The following is a 25465-nucleotide window of genomic DNA, read 5'->3' as shown; positions in this document are numbered from 1 at the left end:
CGCAGGCAGGATAAGGCCTTCTTTTTCATGAGCTTGGAGCATTTTTCATGGGTGGTATCGGGATCTGGCAGTTGCTTATCGTCTTGGTGATCGTGTTCATGCTGTTCGGCACCAAGCGCCTCAAGGGCCTGGGTGCGGATGTCGGCGATGCGATCCAGGGCTTTCGCAAATCCATGGGCAACGGCCCGGCCACGGACGAAGCCGTAAGCCCGGTCAAACCCCAGGCGCCGCTGCAGGTCGACAGCGTGCACCAAGCGGAACACCAGCGCTGATGTTCGAAGTCGGTTTTACCGAACTGCTGCTGGTGGCCATCGTCGCCCTGCTGGTGCTTGGCCCCGAGCGCCTGCCGGCGGCGGCGCGCACCCTGGGCCGCCGCCTGGGCCAGGCCAAGCGCGCCATGGCCTCGATCAAGGCCCAGGTCGAGCGCGAACTGGACACCCAGGCCCTGAGCCAGGAACTCGATGCCCTGCCCTTGCAGCGCCTTGAACAGGACCTGCGCCGCGGCGTCAGCCTGCAGCCGGACCACAGCCCAACCAGCGGAAACCCCTGATGAACACAGCAAGCCAAGACCCCGGCATGCCGCTCACCGCTCACCTGCGCGAACTGCGCAGGCGCCTGGTGCGCTGCCTGCTGGCCATCGCCGTGGTATTCCTCGGCCTGTTGCCGTTTGCCCAGACCCTGTACACCCAGGTCTCGGAACCGCTGCGCCGCTATCTGCCCGAAGGCGCGAGCATGATCGCCACCAGCGTCACCTCGCCGTTCCTCGCGCCGTTCAAGCTGACCCTGATGGCGGCACTGTTCGTCGCCATGCCGGTGCTGCTGCACCAGGCCTGGAGCTTCATCGCCCCGGCGATGTACCGCCAGGAACGGCGCATCGCCCTGCCGCTGCTGGTGTCGAGCATCGTGCTGTTCTACTCGGGCATGGCCTTCGCCTTCTTCGTGGTCTTTCCGATGATGTTCGGCTTCTTTGCCAGCGTCACCCCGGATGGCGTGGCGATGATGACCGACATTGGCCTGTACCTGGACTTCATCCTCGCCCTGTTCCTGGCCTTCGGCCTGGCGTTCGAAATCCCGGTGGCGACCTTCATCATCGTCTGGGCCGGGGTCACCGACGTCGGTACCCTGCGCAAAAGTCGCCCTTACGTGATCGTCGGCTGCTTCGTCGTCGGCATGCTGCTGACTCCGCCGGATGTGTTCTCGCAAACCCTGCTGGCGGTGCCGATGTGGATCTTGTTTGAGGTCGGTTTGCTGGCCTGTGCTGCGGTCGAGCGCAAAGAACAGCGCACAATGCCAGTCAGCCTTCAGGCCTCAAATGAGCCTGGCAACTAAAGAAAAAATCGGCATACTCGAGAAATCTGAAGATTTTCATGGGCCAGTGAAGAAAATCCTGGCCTTTGAAACCGAAAAACAGGATTTCCAGCATGCAAGCGGTTGGCTACGCCCATCTTCATCAGCAGCTTCAACTGACGGTAGTACCGCTGCAGCTACCGGCTGTCGTTCAGCCGGTTACGCGTATCCAGCAAATCGGTACCACCTTGGCCGTACCCGCCGCCATTGCGCCTGCGGCCAACGACTTGCTGGGTCATGCGCTGTTTGCCCTGAAGCACGAAGGGATCAACCTTGCGCTATTGGCCCAGGCGCTGCCGAAGATCCCCGCCGAAGCATTCGAAGATGCCCTGCGCTCAACACCCAACGGGATATACATCCGTAAGGCCTGCTATTTACGCGAGGCGTTCTCTGGCGAGTTGCTGAAGCAGCAAGCTCCGGTCCGTGGCCCTTTCGTGGACCTTTTCGATCCTGAACACTACATCACCAAGCCTGGGGAGCGAAGCTCCAGGTGGCGGGTCGAGTTCAATGGCCTCGGTTCACTGGCTTACTGCGCCACAGTCGAACGTACGCCGCACATCAAAGCCCTGCTCGACTACGACATTCCCGGACGAGCCAGGGCATTCATGCAGTCGCTGCCGCCCATCATGATGGACAGCGCCATCAACTGGGCGTACTTGCACGAAACCAAGGACTCTTTCGCCATCGAACGGGAAGCGCCTAGTGAAGACAAATCGCGCAAGTTCATACAGTTGCTGCGCCAGGCCCACGAACGCCAGCCGCTAACCGAGGACTATCTGGTCGCCTTGCAGAACGCCACGATCAGCAACCCGTATGACATAGCTGGCGCCTTCAGACATGAACAGAACCATCTTGCCGGTGCCCTGCAAGGCGCTGCGGGTGTGACCTACGTTCCTCCCCAAGCGGAGCTCTGCCGGGAGCTGATGGAATCATTGATGCACTTTGCCAATGAAGATGCAGCCCGCACCGATCCACTGGTGGCAGCCGGGATCATCTCCTTCGGCTTTGTCCTGCTCCATCCCTTCATGGATGGTAACGGTCGGCTTTCTCGCTTCCTGATCCATCAGACATTGTGCCGGGCCGGCGCGCTGGACAACGGCCTGTTGCTTCCCGTGTCGGTTGCCATGAAACGGAACGAGCAAGGATACCTGCAAGCTCTGCAAAGCTTCTCCCGACCCGTGAGGGATTTTTGGGATGTCCAGTGGATTGACTTCGGGCAGTTGAACTTCCAGTTCCGTGGTGATGCGGCCGTCTACCGTTACTGGGATGCGACGCCTTGCGTGGCCTTCACCCTGGAAATGGCCAAGCATGCGCTTGAAGTGGAACTGCGCGAAGAAACGACCTTCCTGGCCTGTTTCGATAGCGTTTACAAAGCCGTCGACGAGCAATTTGACGTGCGCGGCAGCGAGCTTTCGAATCTGGTCATGATGTGCCTGAGCAATGGTGGTGTCGTGTCCAGCCACAGGCGTAAGCAGTTTCAATACACGGTTCCCGCCCACGTATTCGATTTTATCGAACAGGCGGCACGACAAGCCCTGGCTGGCCAGCAGTCTGAGGTTGAGTCGAATGATGACGACGCAAAATGAAACAGGCTGACAAGTGGTATTGACGTGGTATTCAAGTGGTATTAAATTTTTAATACCACTCGCCACCTGAAGCTACCGCCATGCCTCCGTTGACCGCCCTGCGCCCCGACGACACTCTGGCCACGCCCTTGTACCTTCAGTTGGCGCGCAACCTGGAACAGGCCATCCACGCCGGGCAATGGAAAGCCGAACAGGCATTGCCGTCGGAGCGCAGCCTCAGCGAAGCCCTGGACATCTCCCGGGTGACTGCACGCAAGGCCCTGGAAGTGCTGCTCGAACAAGGCCTGATCCGCCGTATCCAGGGCTCCGGTACCTTCATTACCCCGCGCCTGGAACAACCACTCTCGCGCCTGTCGAGCTTCAGCGAAATGCTCCGTATGAAGGGCTTCACGCCCAGTTCGCAGTGGCTGGAGCGCAGCGTCGATGCGCCGTCTGCCGATGAGCTGGTGCGCCTGGGCCTGTCGCCCTACGAACAGGTGGTGCACCTCAAGCGCCTGCGCAAGGCCGATGACATCGTCATGGCCGTCGAGTACAGCACCCTGCCCGCGCGCTTGCTGGGCAACCCCGAGGCTATCGGCGATTCGCTGTACCAGTACCTCGACCAGATCGGCAAGCCGGTGGTGCGCGCCCTGCAACACATTCGCGCGATCAATGCCAGCGCCGAACTGGCGGCGCGGGTCGGCATCGAGCCCGGCACCGCCATGCTGCTGATGACCCGGGTCGGCTACCTCGACGACAACACCCCCATCGAACTGACCGACACCTACTGTCGCGACGACTACTACGACTTTGTCGCCGAGCTGCGACGCTAGCGGAGCCCCCATGAGCGAACACAACATACTCACCCCGACGGGCTGGGTACGCGGACGCCTGTTGCTGCGTGACGGCCGCGTCGCCGCCATCGACGGCCAGCCCTGCGACCCGCAGGGCAACGATCTGCCCTACCTGCTGCCCGGTTTCATCGACCTGCATGTACACGGCGGCGGTGGCAGCGACATCATGGAAGGTGCCCAGGCGTTCGCCACCATTGCCCGTACCCACGTGCGCTTCGGCACCACCTCGTTGCTGGCCACCACCATGACCGCGCCGAAGGAAGAACTGACCCAGGTGCTCGGCGCCCTCGGCGAGTACGTTCGCCAACCGTGCAACGGCGGCGCGCGGGTGCTCGGTGTGCATCTGGAAGGCCCGTACATCAACCCCGGCAAGCTCGGCGCGCAGCCGAACTTCGCCCACCTGGGGCTGCTCGAAGAGGTCGACGCCTACCTGGCCCTGGCACCGATCAAGGTGATCACCATCGCCCCGGAAGTCGCCGGCCACCTGCCGTTGATCCGCACCTTGAGCGAGCGCGGCGTGCGCCTGCAGATCGGCCATACCCTGGGCAGCTACGAAGAAGGCGTGGCAGCCCTGGAAGCCGGCGCCACCAGCTTTACCCACCTGTACAACGCCATGAGCCCGCTGCACCACCGCGAGCCGGGCATCGTCGGCGCGGCCCTGGCCCATGCGCGCTTTGCCGAGCTGATTCCCGACCTGCTGCACGTGCACCCCGGCGCCATCCGCGTGGCCCTGCGCTCGATTCCTTGCCTGTACTGCGTGACCGATTCCACTGCCGCCGCGGGCATGCCCGATGGCGAGTACAAACTTGGCAGCCACACCGTGACCAAATGCCTGGGCGGCGTGCGCCTGGCCGACGGCACTCTCGCCGGCAGCACCCTGACCATGGACCAGGCCCTGCGCAACCTGGTGAAGATCGGCCTGCCCCTGGCCGAAGCCTCCCAGCGCCTGTCGCAGTTCCCCGCCGACTACCTCGGCCTGCAAGAGCGCGGGCGCCTGCAGCCCGGTAGCTGGGCCGACGCCGTGAGCCTGGATCGCAACCTCAACCTGATCGGCGTAATGGTCGAAGGAGAACACCTTGAGCTCTAAGATGCTTGCCGAGGCCCTGGCCGCGGCCAACGTTGTGCAGACCCAGTTGCAGCGCTGCGACGCGCGTATTGCCAGCGTCGCCGAACAGCTGCGCAGCCTCGCGCCGCAGGTTGCCCTGACGGTCGCCCGCGGCAGCTCGGACCACGCCGCCAGCTACTTTGCCTACCTGGCCATGCAGCAGCTTGGCCTGCCGGTGGCCTCGCTGCCGATGTCGGTGGTGACCCTGCAGAACTCGCCCCTGCAGGTGCGCGGCCAGGTGGCCCTGGGCTTTTCCCAGTCGGGCCAGAGCCCGGACCTGGTCGACAGCCTGCGCACCCTGCGCGAACGCGGCGCCACCACCCTGGCGCTGGTCAATGCCGAAGACTCGCCACTGGAACAGGCCTGCCAGTACCACCTGCCGCTGTGCGCTGGCCCCGAGTTGAGCGTTGCCGCGACCAAGAGCTTTATCGCCACCCTCAGCGCCAGCGCCCGCCTGGTCGCCCAGTGGCAGCAGGACCCGGCGCTGCTCGACGCCGGCCTGGCTCTACCCGGGCAACTGCGTGAAGCCGCCGAACAGGACTGGAGCCTGGCCATCGAGCAACTGCGCGACTGCCAGCGGCTGATGGTCATCGGCCGTGGAGCCGGCTTTGCCATCGCCCAGGAAGCGGCGCTCAAGTTCAAGGAAACCTCGGCGATCCAGGCCGAAGCCTTCAGCAGCGCCGAGGTGCGTCATGGCCCGATGGCGCTGATCGATGCCCATTACCCGTTGCTGGTATTGGCGCCTCGTGGCGTCGAGCAGGCCGGCCTGTTGCAGTTGGCCGAAGACATGCGCCAGCGCGGCGCCAAGGTGCTGCTGGCGGCGCCGGCGGACATCCCCCAGCGCAACCTGACCTTAAGCTGCGCCGCCCACCCGGGCCTCGATCCGCTGCTGGCGATCATGAGCTTCTATGTCATGGCCGCAGGCCTGGCCGAGGCGCGTGGCATGGACCCGGATCAGCCCCGTCACTTGAGCAAAGTGACCCGAACTCACTGAGGCACCGAGGACCTTGCGCATGCCCAACAACAAGAACATCACCCTCCATGCCCCCCTCGAAGGCCCGCTATTGCCGCTCGACCAGGTGCCCGACCCGGTGTTCGCTGGCGGCACCCTGGGCAACGGCATCGCCATCGACCCGCTCAACGACTGCCTGCAGGCGCCTTGCGCCGGCACCGTCATCCACCTGGCGAAAACCCTGCACGCCCTGACCCTGCGCGCCGACAACGGCGCCGAGGTCCTCATGCACATCGGCCTGGATACCGTGCAGCTGCAGGGCCGCGGCTTCGAAGCACTGGTGGCCAACGGCGAACGGGTCGAACGTGGCCAGCCGCTGATCCGCTTTGACCTCGACCTGGTGGCGCAACACTGCACCAGCCTGATCACGGTGATGATCCTCAGCAACAGCAGCGACTACCGCTTGCTGCCGCGCACCACTCGCTCGGTGGCATTGGGTGCGCCGCTGCTGGATGTCATCCCCAATGCCAGCATCGCTGCAGGCAAAGCAGCCAGCAGCGGCGAAACCGTGCGCGGCAGCGCCAGAGTCGCTCATCACGGCGGCTTGCACGCGCGCCCTGCGGCGCTGCTGCGCCAGACTGCCCAGGGCTTTGGCAGCCGCGCCGAGCTGCACTTCAACGGCCAGGTCGCCGCGCTCAACAGCCTGGTGGCGATCATGGGCCTGGGTGTCGGCGAGCAGGATGAAGTTGAAATTGTTTGCAGCGGTGCCGACAGTGCGCAGGCGCTGCAGGCACTATTGGCAGCAGTCACCACCGCGAGCGTCGGCGAACAGCATGCCGCCCCTGCCATCAGTGCTCAGGCCACACCCGTCGCCAACCTGCAGCCCGGCATCCTCAACGGTGTCTGCGCATCGCCGGGCTTGGCCTGTGGCCCGCTGGCGCGTCTGGACGGGATACGCCTGCCGCCAGACCCGGGCGGCCATACGCCCGCTGCGCAGCACCAGGCCCTGGACGCCGCACTGGTCAGCGTCAAAGCCGCCATTGAAGGCGACTTGAAACAGCTGCAACAAGGTGATGCTGCAGCCATTTTCGAAGCGCACCTGGCACTGCTCGACGATCCGTCACTGATCGACGCTGCACGTCAGCGCATCGACCAGGGCATTGCCGCCAGCCACGCCTGGAGCCAGGCCATCGACGCCCAGTGCGCGATCCTCAAAGCCCTCGACAAGCCGCTGCTGGCCGAGCGCGCCAACGACCTGCAGGATTTGCAGCAACGGGTATTACGCGCCCTGCTCGGCGAAAGCCGCGAACTCGAGTTGCCACCCTCGGCGATTGTCGCCGCCCATGAACTGACGCCCTCGGACCTGCTGCTGCTCGACAAGCACGCGGTGGCCGGGCTGTGCATGGTCGCCGGGGGCGCCACTTCGCACGTTGCCATCCTCGCCCGCGCCCGCGGCCTGCCGTGCCTGGTTGCCCTGGGCCCGGAGCTGTTGAACCTGCAGGCCGGCCAGGTGCTGGTGGTGGACGGCGAGCAGGCCCGGCTGGAAACCGCGCCAGACGCCGAACGCCTGGCCGAAGTCGCGCAGCTTCGCCAGCAACAGCAGCAACGCCGCCAACAGCAACAAGCCGCCGCCCAGGGCAGCGCCCAGACCCGTGACGGGCGCCCGATCGAAGTTGCCGCCAATGTCGCCTCGGCGGCCGAAGCTGCCCAGGCCCTGAACCTGGGTGCCGACGGCGTCGGCCTGTTGCGCACCGAATTCCTCTTCGTCGACCGCCACACCGCCCCGGATGAACAAGAGCAACTCAGCGCCTACCAGGCGGTAGTCGACGCCATGGGCGATCGTCCGGTAATCATCCGTACCATCGATGTCGGCGGCGACAAGCAACTGGACTACCTGCCCCTGCCCCACGAGGCCAACCCGGTACTCGGCCTGCGCGGCATTCGCCTGGGCCAAGTGCGCCCCGAGCTGCTCGACCTGCAATTGCGTGCCCTGCTGCAGGTCAGCCCGCAGCGCCGCTGCCGGATCATGCTGCCGATGGTCAGCGAGGTCGATGAGCTGCTGGATATCCGCCAGCGCCTGGACCACCTGGCCAGCGAACTGGGCATCAACCAGCGCGCCGAACTCGGGGTGATGATCGAAGTTCCGGCCGCCGCCCTGCTCGCCGAGCGCCTGGCCGAACACGCCGATTTTTTCTCGATCGGTACCAACGACCTGTCCCAGTACACCCTGGCCATGGACCGTGACCACGCGGGTCTGGCTGCCCGCGTCGACGCCCTGCACCCGGCGCTGCTGCGCCTGATCGACCTGACCTGCCAGGGCGCTGCCCGCCATGGCCGCTGGGTCGGGGTGTGCGGCGCGCTGGCCTCGGAGCCGCTGGCCACCGCGGTGCTGGTCGGCCTCGGGGTCAGCGAGCTGTCGGTCAGCGCCCCGCAGGTCGGCGAGATCAAGGAGCGCGTGCGCCAGCTCGACAGCAGTGAATGCCGCACCTTCAGCCAGCAGCTGCTGGGCCTGTCCAGCGCCCGCGCGGTGCGCCAGGCCTGCCGCGATTTCGCCGCACGCCCGCTACACCACCGCCACTCCCCACTCAGCACAGAACAATAACCGGAGCGCACCATGTACCAGCACTTCATCCAGGGCCTGCAACGGCTCGGCCGCGCCCTCATGCTGCCCATCGCCATCCTGCCGATTGCCGGCCTGCTGCTGCGCCTGGGCGACACCGACCTGTTGGACATCGCCCTGATCCACGATGCCGGCAACGCGATTTTCGCCAACCTGGCGCTAATCTTCGCCATCGGCATTGCCGTCGGCTTTGCCCGCGACAACAACGGCACCGCGGGCCTGGCCGGGGCCATTGGTTACCTGGTGCTGGTCTCGACCCTCAAGGTCATCGACCCGCACATCGACATGGGCATGCTCGCCGGGATTCTGTGCGGCCTGCTCGGCGGTGCGCTGTACAACCGTTTCAAGGACATCAAGCTACCCGAGTACCTGGCCTTCTTCGGTGGCCGGCGTTTCGTGCCGATTGCCACCGGTTTATCGGCGGTGGGCCTGGGCTTGCTGTTCGGCCTGATCTGGCCGCCCCTGCAGAACGGCATCAACAGCCTCGGCCAACTGCTGCTCGACAGCGGCAGCATCGGCGCGTTCTTCTTCGGAGTGTTCAACCGCCTGCTGATCGTCACCGGCCTGCACCATATCCTCAACAATCTGGTGTGGTTCGTCTTTGGCAGTTTCGAAGGTGCCAATGGCCTGACGGTAACCGGCGACATCAGCCGCTATTTCGCCGGCGATCCCCGGGCCGGCCAATTCCTCGCCGGGATGTTCCCGATGATGATCTTCGGCCTGCCCGCCGCCTGCCTGGCCATGTACCGCCATGCCCTGCCGGGGCGGCGCAAACTGATTGGCGGCATCCTCCTGTCGATGGCCCTGACCTCGGCGCTGACCGGCGTTACCGAGCCGATCGAGTTCGCCTTCATGTTCCTCGCGCCGCTGCTGTTCCTGATCCATGCCGTGCTCACCGGACTGGCCATGGCCCTGTGCGACCTGCTCAATATCCGCCTGGGCTTTACCTTCTCCGGTGGCGCCATCGACATGGCCCTGGGCTGGGGCCGCTCGACCAATGGCTGGATGGTGTTCCCGGTCGGGCTTTTGTATGCGCTGGTGTACTACTTCGTTTTCGACTTCTGTATCCGCCGCTTCAACCTGAAAACCCCGGGCCGCGAAGACCAGCCCAGCGAAGAAGCTCCAGTCCAGGACGCTAGCGCACCACGCGGCAAGCGCTACATCGATGCTCTCGGCGGTGCCGCCAACCTGCTCTCGGTAGACGCCTGCACCACACGCCTGCGCCTGTTGCTCAATGACCGCGGCCTGGCCCACGATGGCATGCTGAAAACCCTCGGGGCCATGGCCGTGGTACGTCCGGGTTCCGGCGGTAGCCTGCAGGTGGTGGTCGGGCCGCTGGCCGACACCATTGCCGACGAGATTCGCAACCAGCTGCCCCATGCCCTGGCGAATGTCGTCGAACAGCCGCAAGTGAAAGCCGAGGCGAGCGAAAGCATGGCCGCTGAAGACTGGCTCAGTGCATTGGGTGGCAAGGACAACTTGTTGAAGGTCGATTGCGTGGCCCTGACCCGAGTGCGGGTCGAGCTCAAGGATGCGCGCAAAGTGACGCGCGAGCGCCTGTTGGCGCTGGGGTGCCAAGGGGTCAGTCCGCTGGCGGATGGGACCTGGCATTTGTTGCTGGGCAAGCGTGCTGCTGCCTTGAGCCAGGCGTTGCAGGGCTGACCCGCGATGAGATCCTTAGAAGTCCGCTAGCTGCCAGACCTCATAAGCCGGGGTTTCATAAGGGTGGCTGAGCTTGAGGGCAGCGACCACCGAGCCGATCAGCTCGTCGGCCACCACCAGCTCAACCCGCCACTCTTCGACCTGCTCGACCACGCCCGCCTGCCCGAGGAACGGCTGACTGCCGTCCAGCGGACGGAACTGGCCCTGGCCCAACACCTGCCAGGCGCAGCAGTCGTAGTTGCCGATGCGCCCGCCACCGGCAGCGAACACAGCGGCCTTGACCACCTCGACGTGGCTTGGCGGGACGAAGAAGGCGAGCTTGTACACCCCTTAGTTCACCCACGCCCGGGCGTTGCGGAACATGCGCATCCACGCCGCGTCTTCGTTCCAGTCATCCGGACGCCAGGAGTTCTGCACGGCACGGAAGACCCGCTCAGGGTGCGGCATCATGATGGTGACGCGACCGTCGCGGCTGGTCAGGCCGGTAATCCCGCGCGGCGAGCCGTTCGGGTTGGCCGGGTAGCTTTCGGTGACCTTGCCGTGGTTGTCGACGAAGCGCAGGGCCACGCAACCGGACAGGTCGGCTTCGAGCAAGGCTTCTTCGCTGGCGAACTCGGCATGGCCTTCACCGTGGGCGATGGCAATCGGCATGCGCGAACCGGCCATGCCCTGGAGGAAGATCGAGTTCGACTTCTGCACTTCGACCATGGCCACACGGGCTTCGAACTGCTCGGAGCGGTTACGCACGAAGTGCGGCCAGAACTCGCTGCCCGGAATCAGCTCGTGCAGGTTGGACATCATCTGGCAACCGTTGCACACGCCCAGGGTGAAGCTGTCGCTGCGCTCGAAGAAGCCCTGGAAGGCATCACGGGCACGGGCGTTGAACAGCGCCGACTTGGCCCATCCTTCACCGGCGCCGAGCACGTCACCGTAGGAGAAACCGCCGCAGGCCACCAGGCCCTTGAAGTCGTTGAGGTCGACGCGACCGGCAAGGATATCGCTCATGTGCACGTCGATGGCGTTGAAGCCGGCGCGGTCGAAGGCTGCGGCCATTTCGACCTGGCCGTTGACGCCCTGCTCGCGCAGCACTGCCACTTGCGGACGCACGCCCTTCTTGATGTACGGCGCGGCGATGTCCTGGTTGACGTCGAAGCCGAGCTTGACGCTCAGGCCGGGATTGTCTTCTTCCAGCAGCACGTCGAACTCTTGGTCGGCGCAGTCGGCGTTGTCGCGCAGACGCTGGATCTGATAGCTGGTCTCGGCCCACTGGCGCTGCAGCAGGCGGCGGTCGCCCTTGAACAGTTCTTCACCGGCCAGCTTGATCAGCACTTCGCCGTTGTTGATCGGCTGGCCGATCACCGCGACGCAGTCTTCACCCAGGCCGGCTGCGCTGAACTGCGCCAGCACGTCCGGAGTAGCGTCCTGACGCACCTGAATCACCGCGCCCAGCTCTTCGTTGAAGAGGATGGCGGCGACTTTTTCGCGCTTGCTGGTCAGGGTGTCCAGTTCCAGGTCCAGGCCGCAGTGGCCGGCGAAGGCCATTTCCAGCACGGTAGTCAGCAGGCCACCGTCGGAACGGTCGTGGTAGGCCAGCAGGTGGCCGTCGGCGTTCAGGCCCTGGATCACGGCGAAGAAGGCCTTGAGGTCTTCGGCGTCGTCGACGTCCGGCGCTACGGCGGCCAGCTTGCCGTGGGTCTGGGCCAGGATCGAGGCGCCCATGCGGTTCTTGCCGCGGCCCAGGTCGATCAGGATCAGGTCGGTCTCGCCCTTGTCCATACGCAGTTGCGGGGTCAGGGTCTTGCGTACGTCGAGCACCGGGGCGAAGCCGCTGACGATCAGCGACATCGGCGAGGTGACGCTCTTGTCAACGCCCTCTTCGCTCCACTTGGTCTTCATCGACATCGAGTCCTTGCCCACCGGAATGGTCAGGCCCAGCTCCGGGCACAGCTCCATGCCGACAGCCTTGACGGTGTCGTACAGGCGGGCATCTTCACCCGGGTGGCCGGCAGCCGACATCCAGTTGGCCGACAGCTTGATGTCGGACAGCTTGCCGATGTGCGCGGCAGCCAGGTTGGTCAGGGTCTCGCCAATGGCCATGCGCCCGGACGCCGGGGCGTCGAGCAGGGCCAGCGGGGTACGCTCGCCCATGGCCATGGCTTCACCGCTGTAGACGTCGAAGCTGGTGGCGGTGACGGCGCAGTCGGCCACCGGTACCTGCCAAGGGCCGACCATCTGGTCGCGGGCAACCAGGCCGGTGATGGTGCGGTCGCCGATGGTGATCAGGAAGCTCTTGCTGGCCACGGCCGGGTGGCGCAGGACGCGCTCGACCGAGTCGTTCAGTTCCAGGGTGCTTGGGTCGAAATCATCGCCCAGCTCCGCTTCGCGGGTCACCGAACGGTGCATGCGCGGCGGCTTGCCCAGCAGCACGTCGAGCGGCATGTCGACCGGGGTGTTGCCGAAGTGGCTGTCGGTCACGGTCAGGTGCGGCTCGGCAGTGGCCTCGCCGACCACCGCGAACGGGCAACGCTCGCGCTCGCAGATGGCCTGGAAGCGCTCGAAGTCGCCAGCGCTGACCGCCAGCACGTAGCGTTCCTGGGATTCGTTGCTCCAGATCTCGTGCGGGGCCATGCCCGGCTCGTCGTTGGGCACGTTGCGCAGTTCGAAGCGGCCACCGCGGCCACCGTCGTTGACCAGTTCCGGGAAGGCGTTGGAAATACCGCCGGCGCCGACGTCGTGGATGAAGGCGATCGGGTTGTTGTCACCCAGCTGCCAGCAACGGTCGATGACCTCCTGGCAGCGGCGTTCCATTTCCGGGTTCTCGCGCTGCACCGAGGCGAAATCGAGGTCAGCGGAGCTGGCGCCGGTATCGACCGACGAAGCCGCGCCGCCACCCAGGCCGATGAGCATGGCCGGGCCACCGAGCACGATCAGCTTGGCGCCGACGGTGATCTCGCCCTTTTGCACGTGGTCTTCGCGGATGTTGCCCAGGCCACCGGCCAACATGATCGGCTTGTGGTAACCGCGAACTTCTTCACCGTGCGGGGTGTTGATCGACTGCTCGAAGGTGCGGAAGTAGCCAGTCAGCGCCGGACGGCCGAATTCGTTGTTGAACGCGGCGCCACCCAGCGGGCCTTCGACCATGATGTCGAGGGCGGTGACGATGCGGTCCGGCTTGCCGTAGGCCTGCTCCCATGGCTGTTCAAAGCCCGGGATGCGCAGGTTGGAAACGGTGAAACCGGTCAGGCCGGCCTTGGGCTTGGCACCGCGGCCGGTAGCGCCTTCGTCACGGATTTCGCCGCCGGAACCGGTGGAGGCGCCGGAGAACGGCGAGATGGCGGTCGGGTGGTTGTGGGTCTCGACCTTCATCAGGATGTGCACCGGCTCCTGCACCGCACCGTACTGGCGGGTCTCAGGGTTCGGGAAGAAGCGCCCGGCGACGGAACCGACGATCACCGAGGCGTTGTCCTTGTAAGCCGACAGCACGCCTTCGTTGTGCATCTGGTAGGTGTTCTTGATCATGCCGAACAGGCTTTTTTCCTGGCTCTGGCCGTCGATATCCCAACTGGCGTTGAAGATCTTGTGGCGGCAGTGCTCGGAGTTGGCCTGGGCGAACATCATCAGCTCGATGTCGTGCGGGTTGCGCTTGAGGCCCTGGAAGCTGGTGACCAGGTAGTCGATCTCGTCTTCGGCCAGGGCCAGGCCCAGCTCGACGTTGGCTTTCTCCAGCGCGGCGCGGCCACCGCCGAGAATGTCGACGGCAGTCAGCGGCTTGGGCTGGGCGTGGCTGAACAGGCTGGCGGCCTCTTCAAGCTTGGCCAGCACCAGCTGGGTCATGCGGTCGTGGAGGATGTCGGCAACGATGGCGGCGTCGGCGTCGCTCAGCTCACCGCTGACGTAGTAGGCAATGCCCCGTTCCAGGCGCTGGATGTTTTCCAGGCCGCAGTTGTGAGCGATGTCGCTGGCCTTGCTCGACCAGGGCGAGATGGTGCCGAAACGCGGAACCACCAGGAACAGGCGCCCGCTTGGCTCCTGGACCGGTACGCTCGGGCCGTACTTGAGCAGGCGCGCGAGCACTTGCTGTTGGTCGGCACTCAGATCGCCGTCAACCTCGGCGAAATGCGTGAATTCAGCATACAAACCACTAACAGCGGGGACTTTCTGGCTCAGTTGCTCGATTAACTTACCGTGGCGAAAGGCAGAAAGGGCAGGAGCGCCGCGCAGGATCAACATCGTCGGGACAGCCTCAGGAAGGGGGTGTGCTTAGAGGCCGTGCATTCTAGCCTAATTCCGGCGCTTCCGGCACCCGAAACACAGCATTGCAGCACCTCCGCATGTCGGCCCGGCAAAGCGGACTCGGGGGTCAAAAAAAACCGCCGGTTTTGCCCTGCATTTTGCCTTTAACGCAAAGATCGCTAGCAGACAAGCAAACCGTTGTCGAGATATGGCGCGGCCGGTCCTTTGCGTATACTGCAACCTATGTTCGCCCAAACCGCTTTGCGCCAGCGGTGCGCCAGATGGCTCATCGCAACCGGACTCTTCCTGATGCTCGGTGCCTGTGTTGAAAAACCCAGCACCCTCGAGCGTGTCAAGGAAGACGGCGTGCTGCGCGTAATTACCCGCAACAGCCCGGCCACCTACTTCCAGGACCGCAACGGCGAAACCGGCTTCGAGTACGAGCTGGTCAAGCGTTTCGCCGACGATCTGGGCGTAGAGCTGAAGATCGAGACCGCCGACAATCTCGACGACCTGTTCAACCAGCTCGGCCAGCCGTCCGGCCCGGTGCTCGCAGCGGCCGGCCTGGTCAGCAGCGAACAGCGCAAGTCGCAGGTGCGCTTTTCACACCCGTATCTGGAAGTCACCCCGCAGATCATCTACCGCAACGGCCGTCCACGGCCCACCGACGCCAAGGACCTGGTCGGCAAGAAGATCATGGTGCTCAGAGGGCAGCACCCACGCCGAGCAGATGGCCGAGCTGAAAAAGCAGTATCCGGCGCTCGAATACGAAGAATCTGATGCAGTTGAGGTGGTCGACCTGCTGCGCATGGTCGATGAGGGGCAGATCGACCTGACCCTGGTCGACTCCAATGAACTGGCAATGAACCAGGTCTACTTCCCCAAGGTACGGGTGGCTTTCGACCTCGGCGATGCCCGTGACCAGCGCTGGGCGGTGGCAGCCGGCGAAGACAACAGCCTGCTCAACGAGATCAACGAATTTCTCGACAAGGTGCAGAAGAATGGCACCTTGCAGCGTCTGAAAGATCGCTACTACGGCCACGTCGATGTACTGGGTTATGTAGGCGCTTATACCTTTGCCCAGCACCTGCAGCAACGCCTGCCGCGCTACGAGAAGGCCTTCCAGGCCTCGGCCAAGAAGGAACAGGTCGACTGGCGCCTGCTGGCCGCAATCGGCTACCAGGAGTCGATGTGGCAGGCCGAGGTCACCTCCAAGACCGGCGTGCGCGGCCTGATGATGCTGACCCAGCGCACCGCCCAGGCCATGGGCGTGTCCAACCGCCTGGACCCGGTGCAGAGCATCCGCGGCGGCGCCAAGTACTTCATGTACGTCAAATCCGAGCTCGATGACAGTATCGAGGAGCCGGACCGCACCTGGTTCGCCCTGGCCGCCTACAACGTCGGCAGCGGCCACCTGGACGATGCGCGCAAGCTGGCCAAGCGCGAAGGCCTGAACCCCAACAAGTGGCTGGACGTGAAGAAGATGCTGCCGCGCCTGTCGCAGAAGCAGTGGTACAGCAAGACCCGCTACGGCTATGCCCGCGGTGGCGAGCCGGTGCACTTCGTCGCCAACATCCGCCGCTACTACGACATCCTCACCTGGGTGACCCAGCCGCAGCTTGAAGGCAGCCAGGTGGCCGAGAGCAACCTGCACGTGCCCGGCGTGAACAAGACCAAGCCGACCGAGCAGACCCCGCCACTCTGAACTGTTTCGCGGGGCAAGGCCACCTCAGGCCTTGGCCCGTCGCGCCTTGAAGAACTCGGACAGAATCGCTCCGCACTCCTCTGCCAGCACCCCACCCTCAAATAGCACCCGGTGGTTGAGAAAGCCCTGGGTAAAGAACTGCCCCTGGCTCTGCACCACGCCGGCCTTGGGCTCCAGCGCACCGTACACCACCCGGTTGATCCGCGAATGCACGATCAGCCCGGCGCACATGCTGCACGGCTCCAGGGTCACGTACAGGGTGCTGCCGGGCAGCCGGTAGTTGCTCGCGGCCTGGGCGGCGGCGCGGATGGCGACCATCTCGGCATGGGCACTGGGGTCGCTGCCGCTGATCGGGCAGTTGAAGCCCCGGCCGATCACCTGGCCGTGCTGGACCAGCACCGCGCCCACCGGCACTTCGCCCATGGCCGCGCCTTGCGCCGCCAGCTCCAGCGCCAGGCGCATGAATTGCTGGTCGCGGCTGCGATCGATGATCTGCGGCTGACGCATCAGGCCACCTCGATCGCGGCCATCAGGCCGGTTTCCATATGATCGATCACGTGGCAGTGGAACATCCAGGTACCCGGGTTATCCGCCACCAGCGCCACCCGCGCGCGCTCGTTCTTGCCCAGCAGGTAAGTGTCGGTGAAATACGGCTCGATCTTGCGCTTGTTCGAGCTGATCACCTTGAAACTCATGCCGTGCAGGTGGATCGGGTGCTGGTACTGGGTCATGTTCTTCAGCTCGAGGATGTAGCTCTTGCCCTTTTGCAGCGTAGCAATCGGCCGGTCGGCGCAGGTCTTGTCGGTGATGTCCCAGGCCCTGCCGTTGATCTGCCAGAGGCTCGGCGGCTTACCGTTGTCGGTATTTACCGAAACCGAGCCGACCCACTCGAAATTGAAGTTGAGCTTTTCGGCGTTGGCTAGGTCCGGCTCGGCGATCGGGTTGGCCGGCAGCGCCGGCGGCCAGTCGCCCGGGGCTTCGCTGCTGGCTACCGAACGCAGGGTGCCCAGGCGCACCGGGCCATCGCGCAATGACAGTTCTTCACCGGCTGGCGGCATCTTGATCGCCAGGCAGATACGCATGCCCGGGCCCAGCCAGTAGTCTTTGCCCAGCGGGCGCGGAACGATGGGGTTGCCGTCCAGGGCGTAGACCCGCGCCTCGAAGTTGCCTTTGAGGTTGATGCGATACGTCAGGGTGTTGTCGAGGTTGAGCAGGCGCACCCGCACAATCTGCCCGGCAGGCATCTCGACCACGGCGTTGGCCTGACCGTTGATGGTAATCAGCCGGCCGGCGGTGCCGCCACGGGCAGCTTCACGGGGGATGCTGAAGGGCAGATAAGCGCCCTGCTCGTCGACGTGCCAGTTCTTCAGGCTCAGGGTGCGTTCGTGCTTGAAGCCGGTGGGCTCGCGCTCCTCGACGATCAGCGGCCCGACCAGGCCGCGACCGAGTTCTTCGGAGCTGTTGACGTGCGGGTGGTACCAGTAGCTGCCGGCATCCGGCACGCGGAACTTGTAGTCGAAGTACTCGCCTGGCAACACCGGCAGTTGCGAAACGTAAGGCACGCCGTCCATTTCCAGCGGCAGGCGGATGCCGTGCCAGTGGATGGTGGTGGCCACCGGCAGGTGATTGATGAAGCGTACCCGCAGCCATTCGCCCTGGCGCACCCGCAACTCGGTACCCGGCGCCGACGGGCCGAAGGCCCAGGCCTCGGTCTTGAAGCCGGAGACCAGCTCGACATCCAGCGGCGCGGCGATCAGCTCGTAGTCATGCCCGGCATCCGGATCGGTCCTTCCTAGCCAGTACCGCGATGCGCCACCGGCGCCAAGGCCAATCGCCACCAGGCCGCTCAGGCCACCGAGAATTTGTCGCCGGGTAAAGGACATGCAGCAGGTACCTCACATCGCAGGAACAACATGCCGGCACCTGGCGGCAAAGTGCCAAGGTACCGGCGATGAAGGGCGAATACGATACACCTGCAATTGAGAAATATTAAGTGAAGAGTTGCCGCAGGGCCTAGGTTCCCGGCCTTATAACCCCTGGCGGCGCAGTGATGGCGTCACGAAAGGCAACGGGCTGATCCTGGGTCTGCAGTGCCAGGCGCAAATCGCCCTGGACGATACCGTCGGGCCTGCCCATGCTCGGCAGATAGTACTCTCCCGCATCCAGGGTAATGCCGCTGGCCTGCCCCGGCCCGGCATCGACCAGGCGCAAGCCCGGCACCCCTCGCAGCTCGGCCAGGCCTGGCACGCGTTTGTACAGGTTGCTATGGGTGTTGCCGACCAGCGCGATCCATTTGCCGGCGTCAGCCTCGCCTTGCGTGGCGCCAATAACCCGGTTGGCATAGTAGTTCATGACTTTCTGGCGCAGCGGATTACCCGGCTGCTCCAGGTCGAGGCCTTCCAGGTGATAACTGGCGACGCAATCCAAGGCCCGCACCCTGATTCGGTTGCCCCGGGCTTTGCGCACCAGTTCCAGGAAGTTATAGCGGCCGGCGCTGTCGGTGCGATGGCCAAGATCCAGACGGTCCAGGTAGCGCCGCAATTGCGTAGTCATGCGCCCGCTGCGATGGAACAGGTCGAGATCCGCCTGGTGCAGGTCGGTCATCAGGTGCTCAAGATAGAGCGTGCGCACGCCCTTGGCATACAGCGGAGTGAGGTTTTCCAGCAGCCAGCGTTTGCTGGCGATCGAAGCGTGGGATTCGCCAATGACCACGCCGGCATGCTCGTCGAACAGCTCGATGAATGCCCGCTGCGGGCTGATAGAGGCCGCTGGCGGGTGAATCTTGAAGCTGGGCAGGGTCAGCCGGGTGAAAAACCGCTCGGCATCCGTGCGCAATTGCTGCCGGATCTGCTGCAGGCTGTCACGCACCTCCATCAGTGGCGACGCGGGGTCGTAGTAATCACCGCCGATCGCCCGCCGATTGTTTGCACTGATGAGCTCCCGCACAGCGGGCCGGGACGGTTCCGGGACTTCATAGCTGCCAGGCGCAGCGTCGAAGGGCGAGTAATCTACCGGCACCGCCGGCGCCTCGGGCGTCAGCCCCCCCAGGCACTGGCCACCTGCGCGCAGGCAGGCAGCCTCGAGCACGCCCCACTGCCCCTGCTCGTCCAGACGCACGGGCACTACCCCATTGAACGCAAAGGGATTGTCATCAGGAACAATCAGCCAGGTACGCAAGGCCTGGTCATATCGAACCCGATAGGGCACGCCCTCAAGCTCGATGTACTGGGCGCCATCAGCCAGGGTACTGACACCTTGTTTGATGCCGCTGAAAGCCTCGGGTACGTCAATGATCTGGTTGCTTTCAAGCTGGCCCAGCGCTTGCGCCGCGCCACGCCCCAGCGGTAGCAGGAATGGCAGGTTGAGCAAGACCTCGACACCGGCAAGAATCGCCCCAAGCACACCCGCCCGCCGCTCCTCGGGATTGTCGCCATCGACCGCCTGCTCGACGTTCAAGGCAAGACTGGCAGTGCCCGTTGCCACCGCCAGCAATGCCAACGGCCAACCCGCCGGCGCTACGGCGCCCAGCAGGCGCGAGGCCACGCCCAGGTAACCCACCCACAATTGCGCACGCAGTTCGGCATTGGTACGCAGGGCCGCATCGGTTTCAAGTTCCATGTGCTGCCGGGCGTTGTCGCGCATCCAGGTGAAGACCTCGCCGTTGATCGGCGCACGCTGCACCTGAGCGGCAAAAGCCTCGACCGAGCCTTGCGCCCAAGAGGCGAGTTGCTCACGCAACCTCTGCACCTGCTGCGCATCACTGGCGAAATAAGCCAACAATTGCTCGCGGCTGACGGCCACCTGCAGCCAGCCAAACAGCCATCTGGCCAGCTCCTGCTGGCTACTGAAAGCCTGGAACGACGGCACCGCACCGGGCATATAGAGCACATGCTGCACCTCCGGACCCTGCAACCACACCAGCGCCGACGACGCCTGCCCGGCCAGGCTCAAGGTCGCAAGCTGAATGCCGGCAGCAGGTTGCTGTACGTGTTCAAAATGCTGCAGATGGGCAGCAACGCTGCTGTCAAAGCCGACAGCGTCGAACACCAGTTGCAACTGCTGCTCGTTCAGTTGTCCGCCGAGGCCTGCCTGCAACGCTTGCGCGAGGTAAGTGAGCTTACTGAGCGCGCGCACATCAGCACCGTGCTCGACCCAGAACGCCGTTCGCTGGCGCTGGAACCTGGCGCCAAAGTCCATCTCCCACAAGGCGTTGAGGACCTTTTGCGGGTCCAGCCGCACTTCATTGCTTTCATCGAAGCGCCTCGCCTCTGCTCCCTCGGTGTAGAAACCGCCGTACAACAGCAGCAGGTCGGCATTGTCCTGGTCACTGACGCGAAAGCGGCGCATGACCAGTTCGGTCAAGGTCAAGGACTGATCAGGTGTTCCATAGTGCTCCCAGCCTGTAAAGCTGCGGCTGTTGCTGGCAGCGTGAGAGAAACGGTTCCAGTAGATCCTATCCGGATCAGCGTGCAGGTTGGCTTGTGTGGCCAGCAGCTGCGCCGCTGCGTCGCCGGCGCTGGCATGCAGGTCCGGGAAGGCGTTGACCACCGTTTCGGCAAGCTGGCGCAGCGACGCACGAACCGCCGCCAGTTGCAGGGTGGACTGATCATCAGGTTGCGAATGTTCCATGACATGAGTTCCGTTGCACAAGAAACCCTCAGCCTGGGTCGTGCGTCGATGCGAGCGGTACTACATAAGTATTCCCGGCGGCCATCAGCTAGACAGGGAAACGGCTCGGTGTAACGTCAGAAAAATCCATTTCGTTGTAACAACAAATACCTATGGCAGCAGGTATGACGTAGGCTTTCTCAATGGGCATTCATCTGCAAGGAGATGCACATGCCCTATCAATTAAATGTCCATTCCGATTCGCTGACCTCCAGCCAAGGCCAGAAGCAAGCGCTCGACACCATCGCCTCCACGCTGGTGACTCAATGCCCCGACATGTGGGAAATGGCCCGTGAAGTTGCCCGCAACTTGCTGCTCAAGCACACCGGACAGACTCCAGAGCCAGACACCATTTACTGGAACCGCTTCGCTGGCGCGGTAAGCAGTACACGAAGCTTCACCGGCTGGGAGCATTACGGCCCACCGCTTGAATCGATGACCTTGCCACAGTTGGTCATGCGCCGTTTCAACAGCCACGACCAGGACAACAGCGATCTGCTGCAACAGGATGGTGGCTTTTACCGAGCCGGGCCACACAGCCCGGTTTTCAACGAAACCAATGAAATTCGCATGCTGGGCCAGGATGTGCTCAATGAGTTCTGGCAGATCGACTTCAGCACGCTGTTCAACCACCGGCTCGATGCCTTCTGGCAAGCCCATGCCGATGATTTTCGCCTGATGGCCAAGGTCAACTTCCTCGCCAAGGCGTATGAGGACTATCAAAGCGGCGTGCTGTACCCGCAGCACTGCCAGGCGATCTTCAAGGCAGTGGCAGGCGACTTGCGTGCCCCGATCACCCGCAAGCAACTGGCAGATCAGGTGCAGGCGGCGCAGGGCTGGAGTGTTCGGGCCTTCGACATAGGCGGCTACCTGGCCAGCGACATCGTGCGCATTGTCTCCCCTGAAGGTCATCAGTTTGTCTATATGCCCGGAGAAACAACCGCCCTGCACAGCTTCGAAACCAACAACGACCTGCACATCTGGGTGCTGCAACAGGCCTGTACCGACCTGGCCAGCCGGGCGCGCTTCGAATCGCACTTCCCGTTGTCGGTCCACCCGCCACGGGGCTCGGGCGTCGGCCTGAACAGCCTTATCGAGCTACTGGTATCCAGTTACGGTCATGCTGACCATTCGTTGATCAATCAGCTCGACCGGCCAATCGCCGGAGATCTGTTCAGCTACCTGCGCGACCAGGCCCGCGAACGCATGTATGCCGACGCCGACACGGCGCTGCGCTCGAACAGCGAACTGCGCAAACAGATGTGGATCGGTTACCTCAATGCCTTTACCAACACCTTTGGTGTCATCGGTGCAGTGTGTTGGCCAGTGGCTTTGGCAGTGGTCGGTGCGGACCTGGCCAGCCTGGGACTGAACATCGACCAGGCGGTGAACGGCGACACCACCGCAGAACGCAAGGCCGGTGTCACTGGCGCCATCGTCAGCGCAGTCAGTGCCGCCTTCGACGCCACCCTGGTATTTGGCGTCGGCGCAGCCGCCGAAGTCGCTGAAGTAGTTGATCCACTTGAAGCCGAACGCAGCGCCAGCGGCATACGCACACCTCGACCGCCCTTCGCCAGTGAAGCCCGTCCCCTGCCAGAGATAATCGATCTGCCCCTGGAGCAGCCGATTGCCAACGTGATTGTCGATGGGCAACGCCCACAACTGGAAGGCAACCTGCGCGGCACCTATCTGCTCGATGGCCAGACCTACATCACCCTCAACGGTGATCCTTATGCGGTGCGCTACGTTGGCGAAATGAAAACCTGGGTGATCATCGATGAACAGAACCCGTACGCGTTCTACCGCAGCCAGCCCGTGAGGCTCAACGCCAATGGCCAGTGGGAACTGCTGCCCAAGCCCGGCCTGCAAGGGGGTGGCAAGTTCTGGAGCAAACATCCCTGGGGGTCCAGCGCGGCAGCGCAAACACCCGTCGTACTGCCCCTATCGCCCTATGAAGTACCGGTCGAGTTACGCGCGAAGCTGGAGAGCGCCGCCAACAACCCGGGCGATCAGTTACTCAAAGGCTATATCGTCATGAACGATCCCGAACTCAACGCTGCCGCCGAATCATTCACCCGGATACGCACGCAATTAGCGGAGGAAAGCCGCTCGTATTTTCGTACAGTGCAGGTGCAGCCCCGAGTAGAGATTCCCACGCTGGCGGCCAGCGCCACGCCCAAATCGATTTTCCAGGAGGTGTTTCAGCGCGCCGAAGGTTTGGTGATTGGCGAGCGTCACAGCTCGATTGCGAGCAAGAAGTTCCTGATCGAGAACATGGAGGTGCTAGCCAAGCAGAAAGTCCGCACGCTGTACATGGAACATCTGCTGACCGACTTCCATCAGGCCGACCTGGACATTTTCATGCGCACCGGGAAGATGCCCCCGGGCTTGAACAAGTACTTGAAAAGCCTCGATAGCGGGTTCGGAACCGACCCGTCAGGCCAGTTCACTTTCCTCAACCTGGTCAAGGCCGCCCAGCGCAACCACCTGCGCATCCAGGCCATCGACTGCATGGCCAGCTACCGTCAGACGGGCCTGGCAGACCCGGAGGGCACCCTGCGCATCCAAATGATGAATCGCTATGCCACTTCAATCATCAGTGCTGTAGAACAGCAAAGCCCGGGGCGCTGGATTGCGCTGGTAGGAGAGTCCCACGCCAACACCTTCGAGCAGGTGCCAGGGCTCAGTGAGTTGAACCAGGCAATTGGCCTGCGGGTAGCCGATGCCGAAGCAGGGACCACCGTCGGCCTGTTTGTCGATGAAGGCAGGTTTGGCGACCTGTCCAAAGGCCAGGCGCCACGCTTCGTCAAGAATGACCTGGTGCTGCGCATCGTAACTCCGGGGTCGTGGGCAGCCGATCTGACAACCCTGCACGAAACCCGCCTGCCGCGGGTCGGCATGTTCTTGATCGAGCAGCAGGGTGATCAGACTCTACTGTTTCATCGCAGCAACGACCGCTCAATCGTGCGCACCGTCATCCACATCACCGAGGACCAGGTCTCAATCGACCGGCCCTGGCCCCGCGTCCACAACCATCGCTTCAAAGACCTGCGCGAACTGGTCTCGGCGCTCAAACTCACGGGCCTGACTCAAGCCTGAAAAAACAAACGCCCCGACAAGTCGGGGCGTTTGCTTCAAGCGCTACAGCGGTTCACGCAGCGGGATCATTCCCACTCGATGGTCGCTGGCGGCTTGCTCGACACGTCGTAGGTGACGCGGGAGATGCCTTCGATCTCGTTGATGATCCGGCCGCTGACGGTTTCCAGCAACTCGTAAGGCAGGTGTGCCCAACGCGCGGTCATGAAGTCGATGGTCTCGACCGCACGCAGGGCCACGACCCAGGCGTAACGGCGGCCGTCACCAACCACACCGACCGATTTCACCGGCTGGAACACCACGAAGGCCTGGCTGACCTTGTGGTACCAGTCGGCCTTGCGCAGTTCTTCGATGAAGATATGGTCGGCGCGACGCAGCAGGTCGGCGTATTCCTTCTTCACTTCACCGAGGATGCGCACACCCAGGCCCGGGCCCGGGAACGGGTGACGGTAGACCATGTCGTACGGCAGGCCCAGCTCCAGGCCAAGGCGACGAACCTCGTCCTTGAACAGCTCACGCAGCGGCTCGACCAGCTTGAGGTTCATCTCTTCCGGCAGGCCACCGACGTTGTGGTGCGACTTGATCACATGGGCTTTGCCGCTCTTGGCGCCAGCCGACTCGATCACGTCCGGGTAGATGGTGCCCTGGGCCAGGTACTTGATGTTGTGCAGCTTGTTCGACTCGGCATCGAACACGTCAATGAAGGTGCGGCCGATGATCTTGCGCTTCTTCTCAGGGTCAGCTTCGCCGGCCAGGTTGGTCAGGAACTGCTCTTCGGCGTTGGCGCGGATTACCTTGACGCCCATGTTCTCGGCGAACATGGCCATCACTTGCTCGCCTTCGTGCAGGCGCAGCAGGCCGTTGTCGACGAACACGCAGGTCAGCTGGTCGCCGATGGCCTTGTGCAGCAGCGCTGCAACCACCGAGGAGTCAACGCCGCCGGACAGGCCGAGCAGGACGTTGTCGCTGCCGACCTGGGCGCGGATCTGGGCAATGGCGTCTTCAGCAATGTGCGACGGGGTCCACAGCGCTTCGCAACCGCAGATGTCGAGGATGAAGCGCGAGAGAATGCGACCGCCCTGCTTGGTATGGGTCACTTCCGGGTGGAACTGCACGCCGTAGTAGCCACGGGTGTCGTCGGCCATGCCGGCGATCGGGCAGCTCGGGGTGCTGGCCAGGATGTGGAATTCTTCCGGGATGCGGGTGACCTTGTCACCGTGGCTCATCCACACATCCAGACCGAACACGCCATCGGCGTCAACGTGGTCTTCGATGCCGTCGAGCAGGCGGCTCTTGCCGACTACGTCGACGCGGGCATAACCGAACTCACGCAGCTCGGAACCTTCAACCTTGCCGCCCAGCTGTTCGGCCATGGTCTGCATGCCGTAGCAGATACCGAATACCGGTACGCCCAGGTCCCAGACCGCCTGTGGCGCGCGTGGGCTGTTGGCTTCGTGCACGGACTCGGGGCCGCCGGCGAGGATGATGCCGCGCGGGGCGAATTCGCGAATCGCTTCATCGTCCATGTCGAACGGGTACAGTTCGCAGTACACGCCGATTTCGCGCACGCGGCGAGCGATCAGCTGGGTGTACTGGGAACCGAAGTCGAGGATCAGGATGCGGTGAGCGTGAATGTCGAGGGCCATGACTCAATCTCT

General features: G+C 63.8%; 16 protein-coding genes and 1 pseudogene. 11 read left to right on the top strand and 6 right to left on the bottom strand.

Features of this window, described 5'->3' with window-relative positions; genetic code table 11:
• Positions 1-47: 47 nt before the first annotated feature.
• The 9 genes from tatA to nagE all read left to right on the top strand — a co-directional run bounded on the left by tatA (position 48) and on the right by nagE (position 10105).
• Entirely contained in the window at positions 48-272 is a 225-nt protein-coding gene (gene tatA, locus ACZ9A3_RS02120; RefSeq protein ID WP_476252090.1) for a twin-arginine translocase TatA/TatE family subunit, read from the top strand.
• Entirely contained in the window at positions 272-550 is a 279-nt protein-coding gene (gene tatB / locus ACZ9A3_RS02115; protein ID WP_476252089.1) for a Sec-independent protein translocase protein TatB, read from the top strand. The genes tatA and tatB overlap by 1 nt, the downstream gene beginning before the upstream one ends.
• The gene (gene tatC, locus ACZ9A3_RS02110) at positions 550-1329 is read left to right on the top strand and encodes a twin-arginine translocase subunit TatC (protein ID WP_093386934.1); all 780 of its coding nucleotides are present in this window, start codon (positions 550-552) and stop codon (positions 1327-1329) included. The genes tatB and tatC overlap by 1 nt, the downstream gene beginning before the upstream one ends.
• A gap of 92 nt (positions 1330-1421) precedes the next feature.
• A complete protein-coding gene (locus ACZ9A3_RS02105; RefSeq protein WP_476252088.1) occupies positions 1422-2933 on the top strand; it encodes a Fic family protein in 1512 nt (503 codons plus the stop codon).
• Positions 2934-3013: 80 nt separating this feature from the next.
• Complete coding sequence (locus ACZ9A3_RS02100; RefSeq protein WP_476252087.1) at positions 3014-3745, top strand: GntR family transcriptional regulator; 732 nt, start codon at positions 3014-3016, stop codon at positions 3743-3745.
• Between the two features lie 10 nt (positions 3746-3755).
• Positions 3756-4853, top strand: a complete 1098-nt coding sequence (nagA, locus tag ACZ9A3_RS02095; RefSeq protein WP_093386948.1) for an N-acetylglucosamine-6-phosphate deacetylase — start codon at positions 3756-3758, stop codon at positions 4851-4853.
• The gene (locus ACZ9A3_RS02090) at positions 4843-5865 is read left to right on the top strand and encodes an SIS domain-containing protein (protein ID WP_195885772.1); all 1023 of its coding nucleotides are present in this window, start codon (positions 4843-4845) and stop codon (positions 5863-5865) included. Before nagA ends, ACZ9A3_RS02090 begins: the two co-directional genes overlap by 11 nt.
• Before the next feature lie 19 nt (positions 5866-5884).
• On the top strand, positions 5885-8425 hold the full coding sequence (gene ptsP / locus ACZ9A3_RS02085; RefSeq protein WP_476252086.1) for a phosphoenolpyruvate--protein phosphotransferase: 2541 nt from the start codon (positions 5885-5887) through the stop codon (positions 8423-8425).
• 12 nt (positions 8426-8437) lie between these two features.
• Complete coding sequence (gene nagE / locus ACZ9A3_RS02080) at positions 8438-10105, top strand: N-acetylglucosamine-specific PTS transporter subunit IIBC (protein WP_093386962.1); 1668 nt, start codon at positions 8438-8440, stop codon at positions 10103-10105.
• 15 nt (positions 10106-10120) lie between these two features.
• Here the strand turns inward: nagE and ACZ9A3_RS02075 are convergent, their stop codons facing one another.
• Both ACZ9A3_RS02075 and purL read right to left on the bottom strand, forming a co-directional pair.
• Complete coding sequence (locus tag ACZ9A3_RS02075; protein WP_093386966.1) at positions 10121-10432, bottom strand: YqfO family protein; 312 nt, start codon at positions 10430-10432, stop codon at positions 10121-10123.
• Between the two features lie 3 nt (positions 10433-10435).
• A complete protein-coding gene (gene purL / locus ACZ9A3_RS02070) occupies positions 10436-14335 on the bottom strand; it encodes a phosphoribosylformylglycinamidine synthase (RefSeq protein ID WP_093386975.1) in 3900 nt (1299 codons plus the stop codon).
• Between the two features lie 246 nt (positions 14336-14581).
• On the opposite strand from purL, the pseudogene mltF reads away from it, so the two are divergent.
• A pseudogene (gene mltF / locus ACZ9A3_RS02065) lies at positions 14582-16043 on the top strand (membrane-bound lytic murein transglycosylase MltF).
• Between the two features lie 24 nt (positions 16044-16067).
• Here the strand turns inward: mltF and tadA are convergent.
• The 3 genes from tadA to ACZ9A3_RS02050 all read right to left on the bottom strand — a co-directional run bounded on the left by tadA (position 16068) and on the right by ACZ9A3_RS02050 (position 20672).
• Positions 16068-16550, bottom strand: a complete 483-nt coding sequence (gene tadA, locus ACZ9A3_RS02060) for a tRNA adenosine(34) deaminase TadA (RefSeq protein WP_093386979.1) — start codon at positions 16548-16550, stop codon at positions 16068-16070.
• Positions 16550-17926, bottom strand: a complete 1377-nt coding sequence (locus ACZ9A3_RS02055; protein ID WP_476252085.1) for a multicopper oxidase family protein — start codon at positions 17924-17926, stop codon at positions 16550-16552. The genes tadA and ACZ9A3_RS02055 overlap by 1 nt, the downstream gene beginning before the upstream one ends.
• A 130-nt stretch (positions 17927-18056) precedes the next feature.
• Positions 18057-20672, bottom strand: coding sequence for a dermonecrotic toxin domain-containing protein (locus ACZ9A3_RS02050; protein ID WP_476252084.1), 2616 nt, complete (start codon positions 20670-20672; stop codon positions 18057-18059).
• Between the two features lie 210 nt (positions 20673-20882).
• On the opposite strand from ACZ9A3_RS02050, the gene ACZ9A3_RS02045 reads away from it, so the two are divergent.
• Entirely contained in the window at positions 20883-23810 is a 2928-nt protein-coding gene (locus ACZ9A3_RS02045) for a membrane-targeted effector domain-containing toxin (protein ID WP_476252083.1), read from the top strand.
• 65 nt (positions 23811-23875) lie between these two features.
• On the opposite strand, the gene guaA is transcribed toward ACZ9A3_RS02045, so the two are convergent.
• On the bottom strand, positions 23876-25453 hold the full coding sequence (gene guaA, locus ACZ9A3_RS02040) for a glutamine-hydrolyzing GMP synthase (RefSeq protein WP_476252082.1): 1578 nt from the start codon (positions 25451-25453) through the stop codon (positions 23876-23878).
• Positions 25454-25465 lie beyond the last annotated feature (12 nt).

It is taken from the genome of Pseudomonas sp. TE4620 (assembly GCF_056279045.1).
Note: the sequence above shows the minus strand (reverse complement) of the source record. Positions and strands in the feature narration are given on the sequence as shown.

Excerpts from the sequence above, each read along its gene's own strand:
- ACZ9A3_RS02055 (WP_476252085.1), bottom strand. The coding sequence starts at position 17,926 with ATGTCCTTTACCCGGCGACAAATTCTCGGTGGCCTGAGCGGCCTGGTG.
- nagA (WP_093386948.1), top strand. The coding sequence starts at position 3,756 with ATGAGCGAACACAACATACTCACCCCGACGGGCTGGGTACGCGGACGC.
- ACZ9A3_RS02100 (WP_476252087.1), top strand. The coding sequence starts at position 3,014 with ATGCCTCCGTTGACCGCCCTGCGCCCCGACGACACTCTGGCCACGCCC.
- ACZ9A3_RS02045 (WP_476252083.1), top strand. The coding sequence starts at position 20,883 with ATGCCCTATCAATTAAATGTCCATTCCGATTCGCTGACCTCCAGCCAA.
- tadA (WP_093386979.1), bottom strand. The coding sequence starts at position 16,550 with ATGCGTCAGCCGCAGATCATCGATCGCAGCCGCGACCAGCAATTCATG.
- tatB (WP_476252089.1), top strand. The coding sequence starts at position 272 with ATGTTCGAAGTCGGTTTTACCGAACTGCTGCTGGTGGCCATCGTCGCC.
- guaA (WP_476252082.1), bottom strand. The coding sequence starts at position 25,453 with ATGGCCCTCGACATTCACGCTCACCGCATCCTGATCCTCGACTTCGGT.
- purL (WP_093386975.1), bottom strand. The coding sequence starts at position 14,335 with ATGTTGATCCTGCGCGGCGCTCCTGCCCTTTCTGCCTTTCGCCACGGT.
- tatC (WP_093386934.1), top strand. The coding sequence starts at position 550 with ATGAACACAGCAAGCCAAGACCCCGGCATGCCGCTCACCGCTCACCTG.
- ACZ9A3_RS02105 (WP_476252088.1), top strand. The coding sequence starts at position 1,422 with ATGCAAGCGGTTGGCTACGCCCATCTTCATCAGCAGCTTCAACTGACG.
- ptsP (WP_476252086.1), top strand. The coding sequence starts at position 5,885 with ATGCCCAACAACAAGAACATCACCCTCCATGCCCCCCTCGAAGGCCCG.
- nagE (WP_093386962.1), top strand. The coding sequence starts at position 8,438 with ATGTACCAGCACTTCATCCAGGGCCTGCAACGGCTCGGCCGCGCCCTC.
- ACZ9A3_RS02050 (WP_476252084.1), bottom strand. The coding sequence starts at position 20,672 with ATGGAACATTCGCAACCTGATGATCAGTCCACCCTGCAACTGGCGGCG.
- tatA (WP_476252090.1), top strand. The coding sequence starts at position 48 with ATGGGTGGTATCGGGATCTGGCAGTTGCTTATCGTCTTGGTGATCGTG.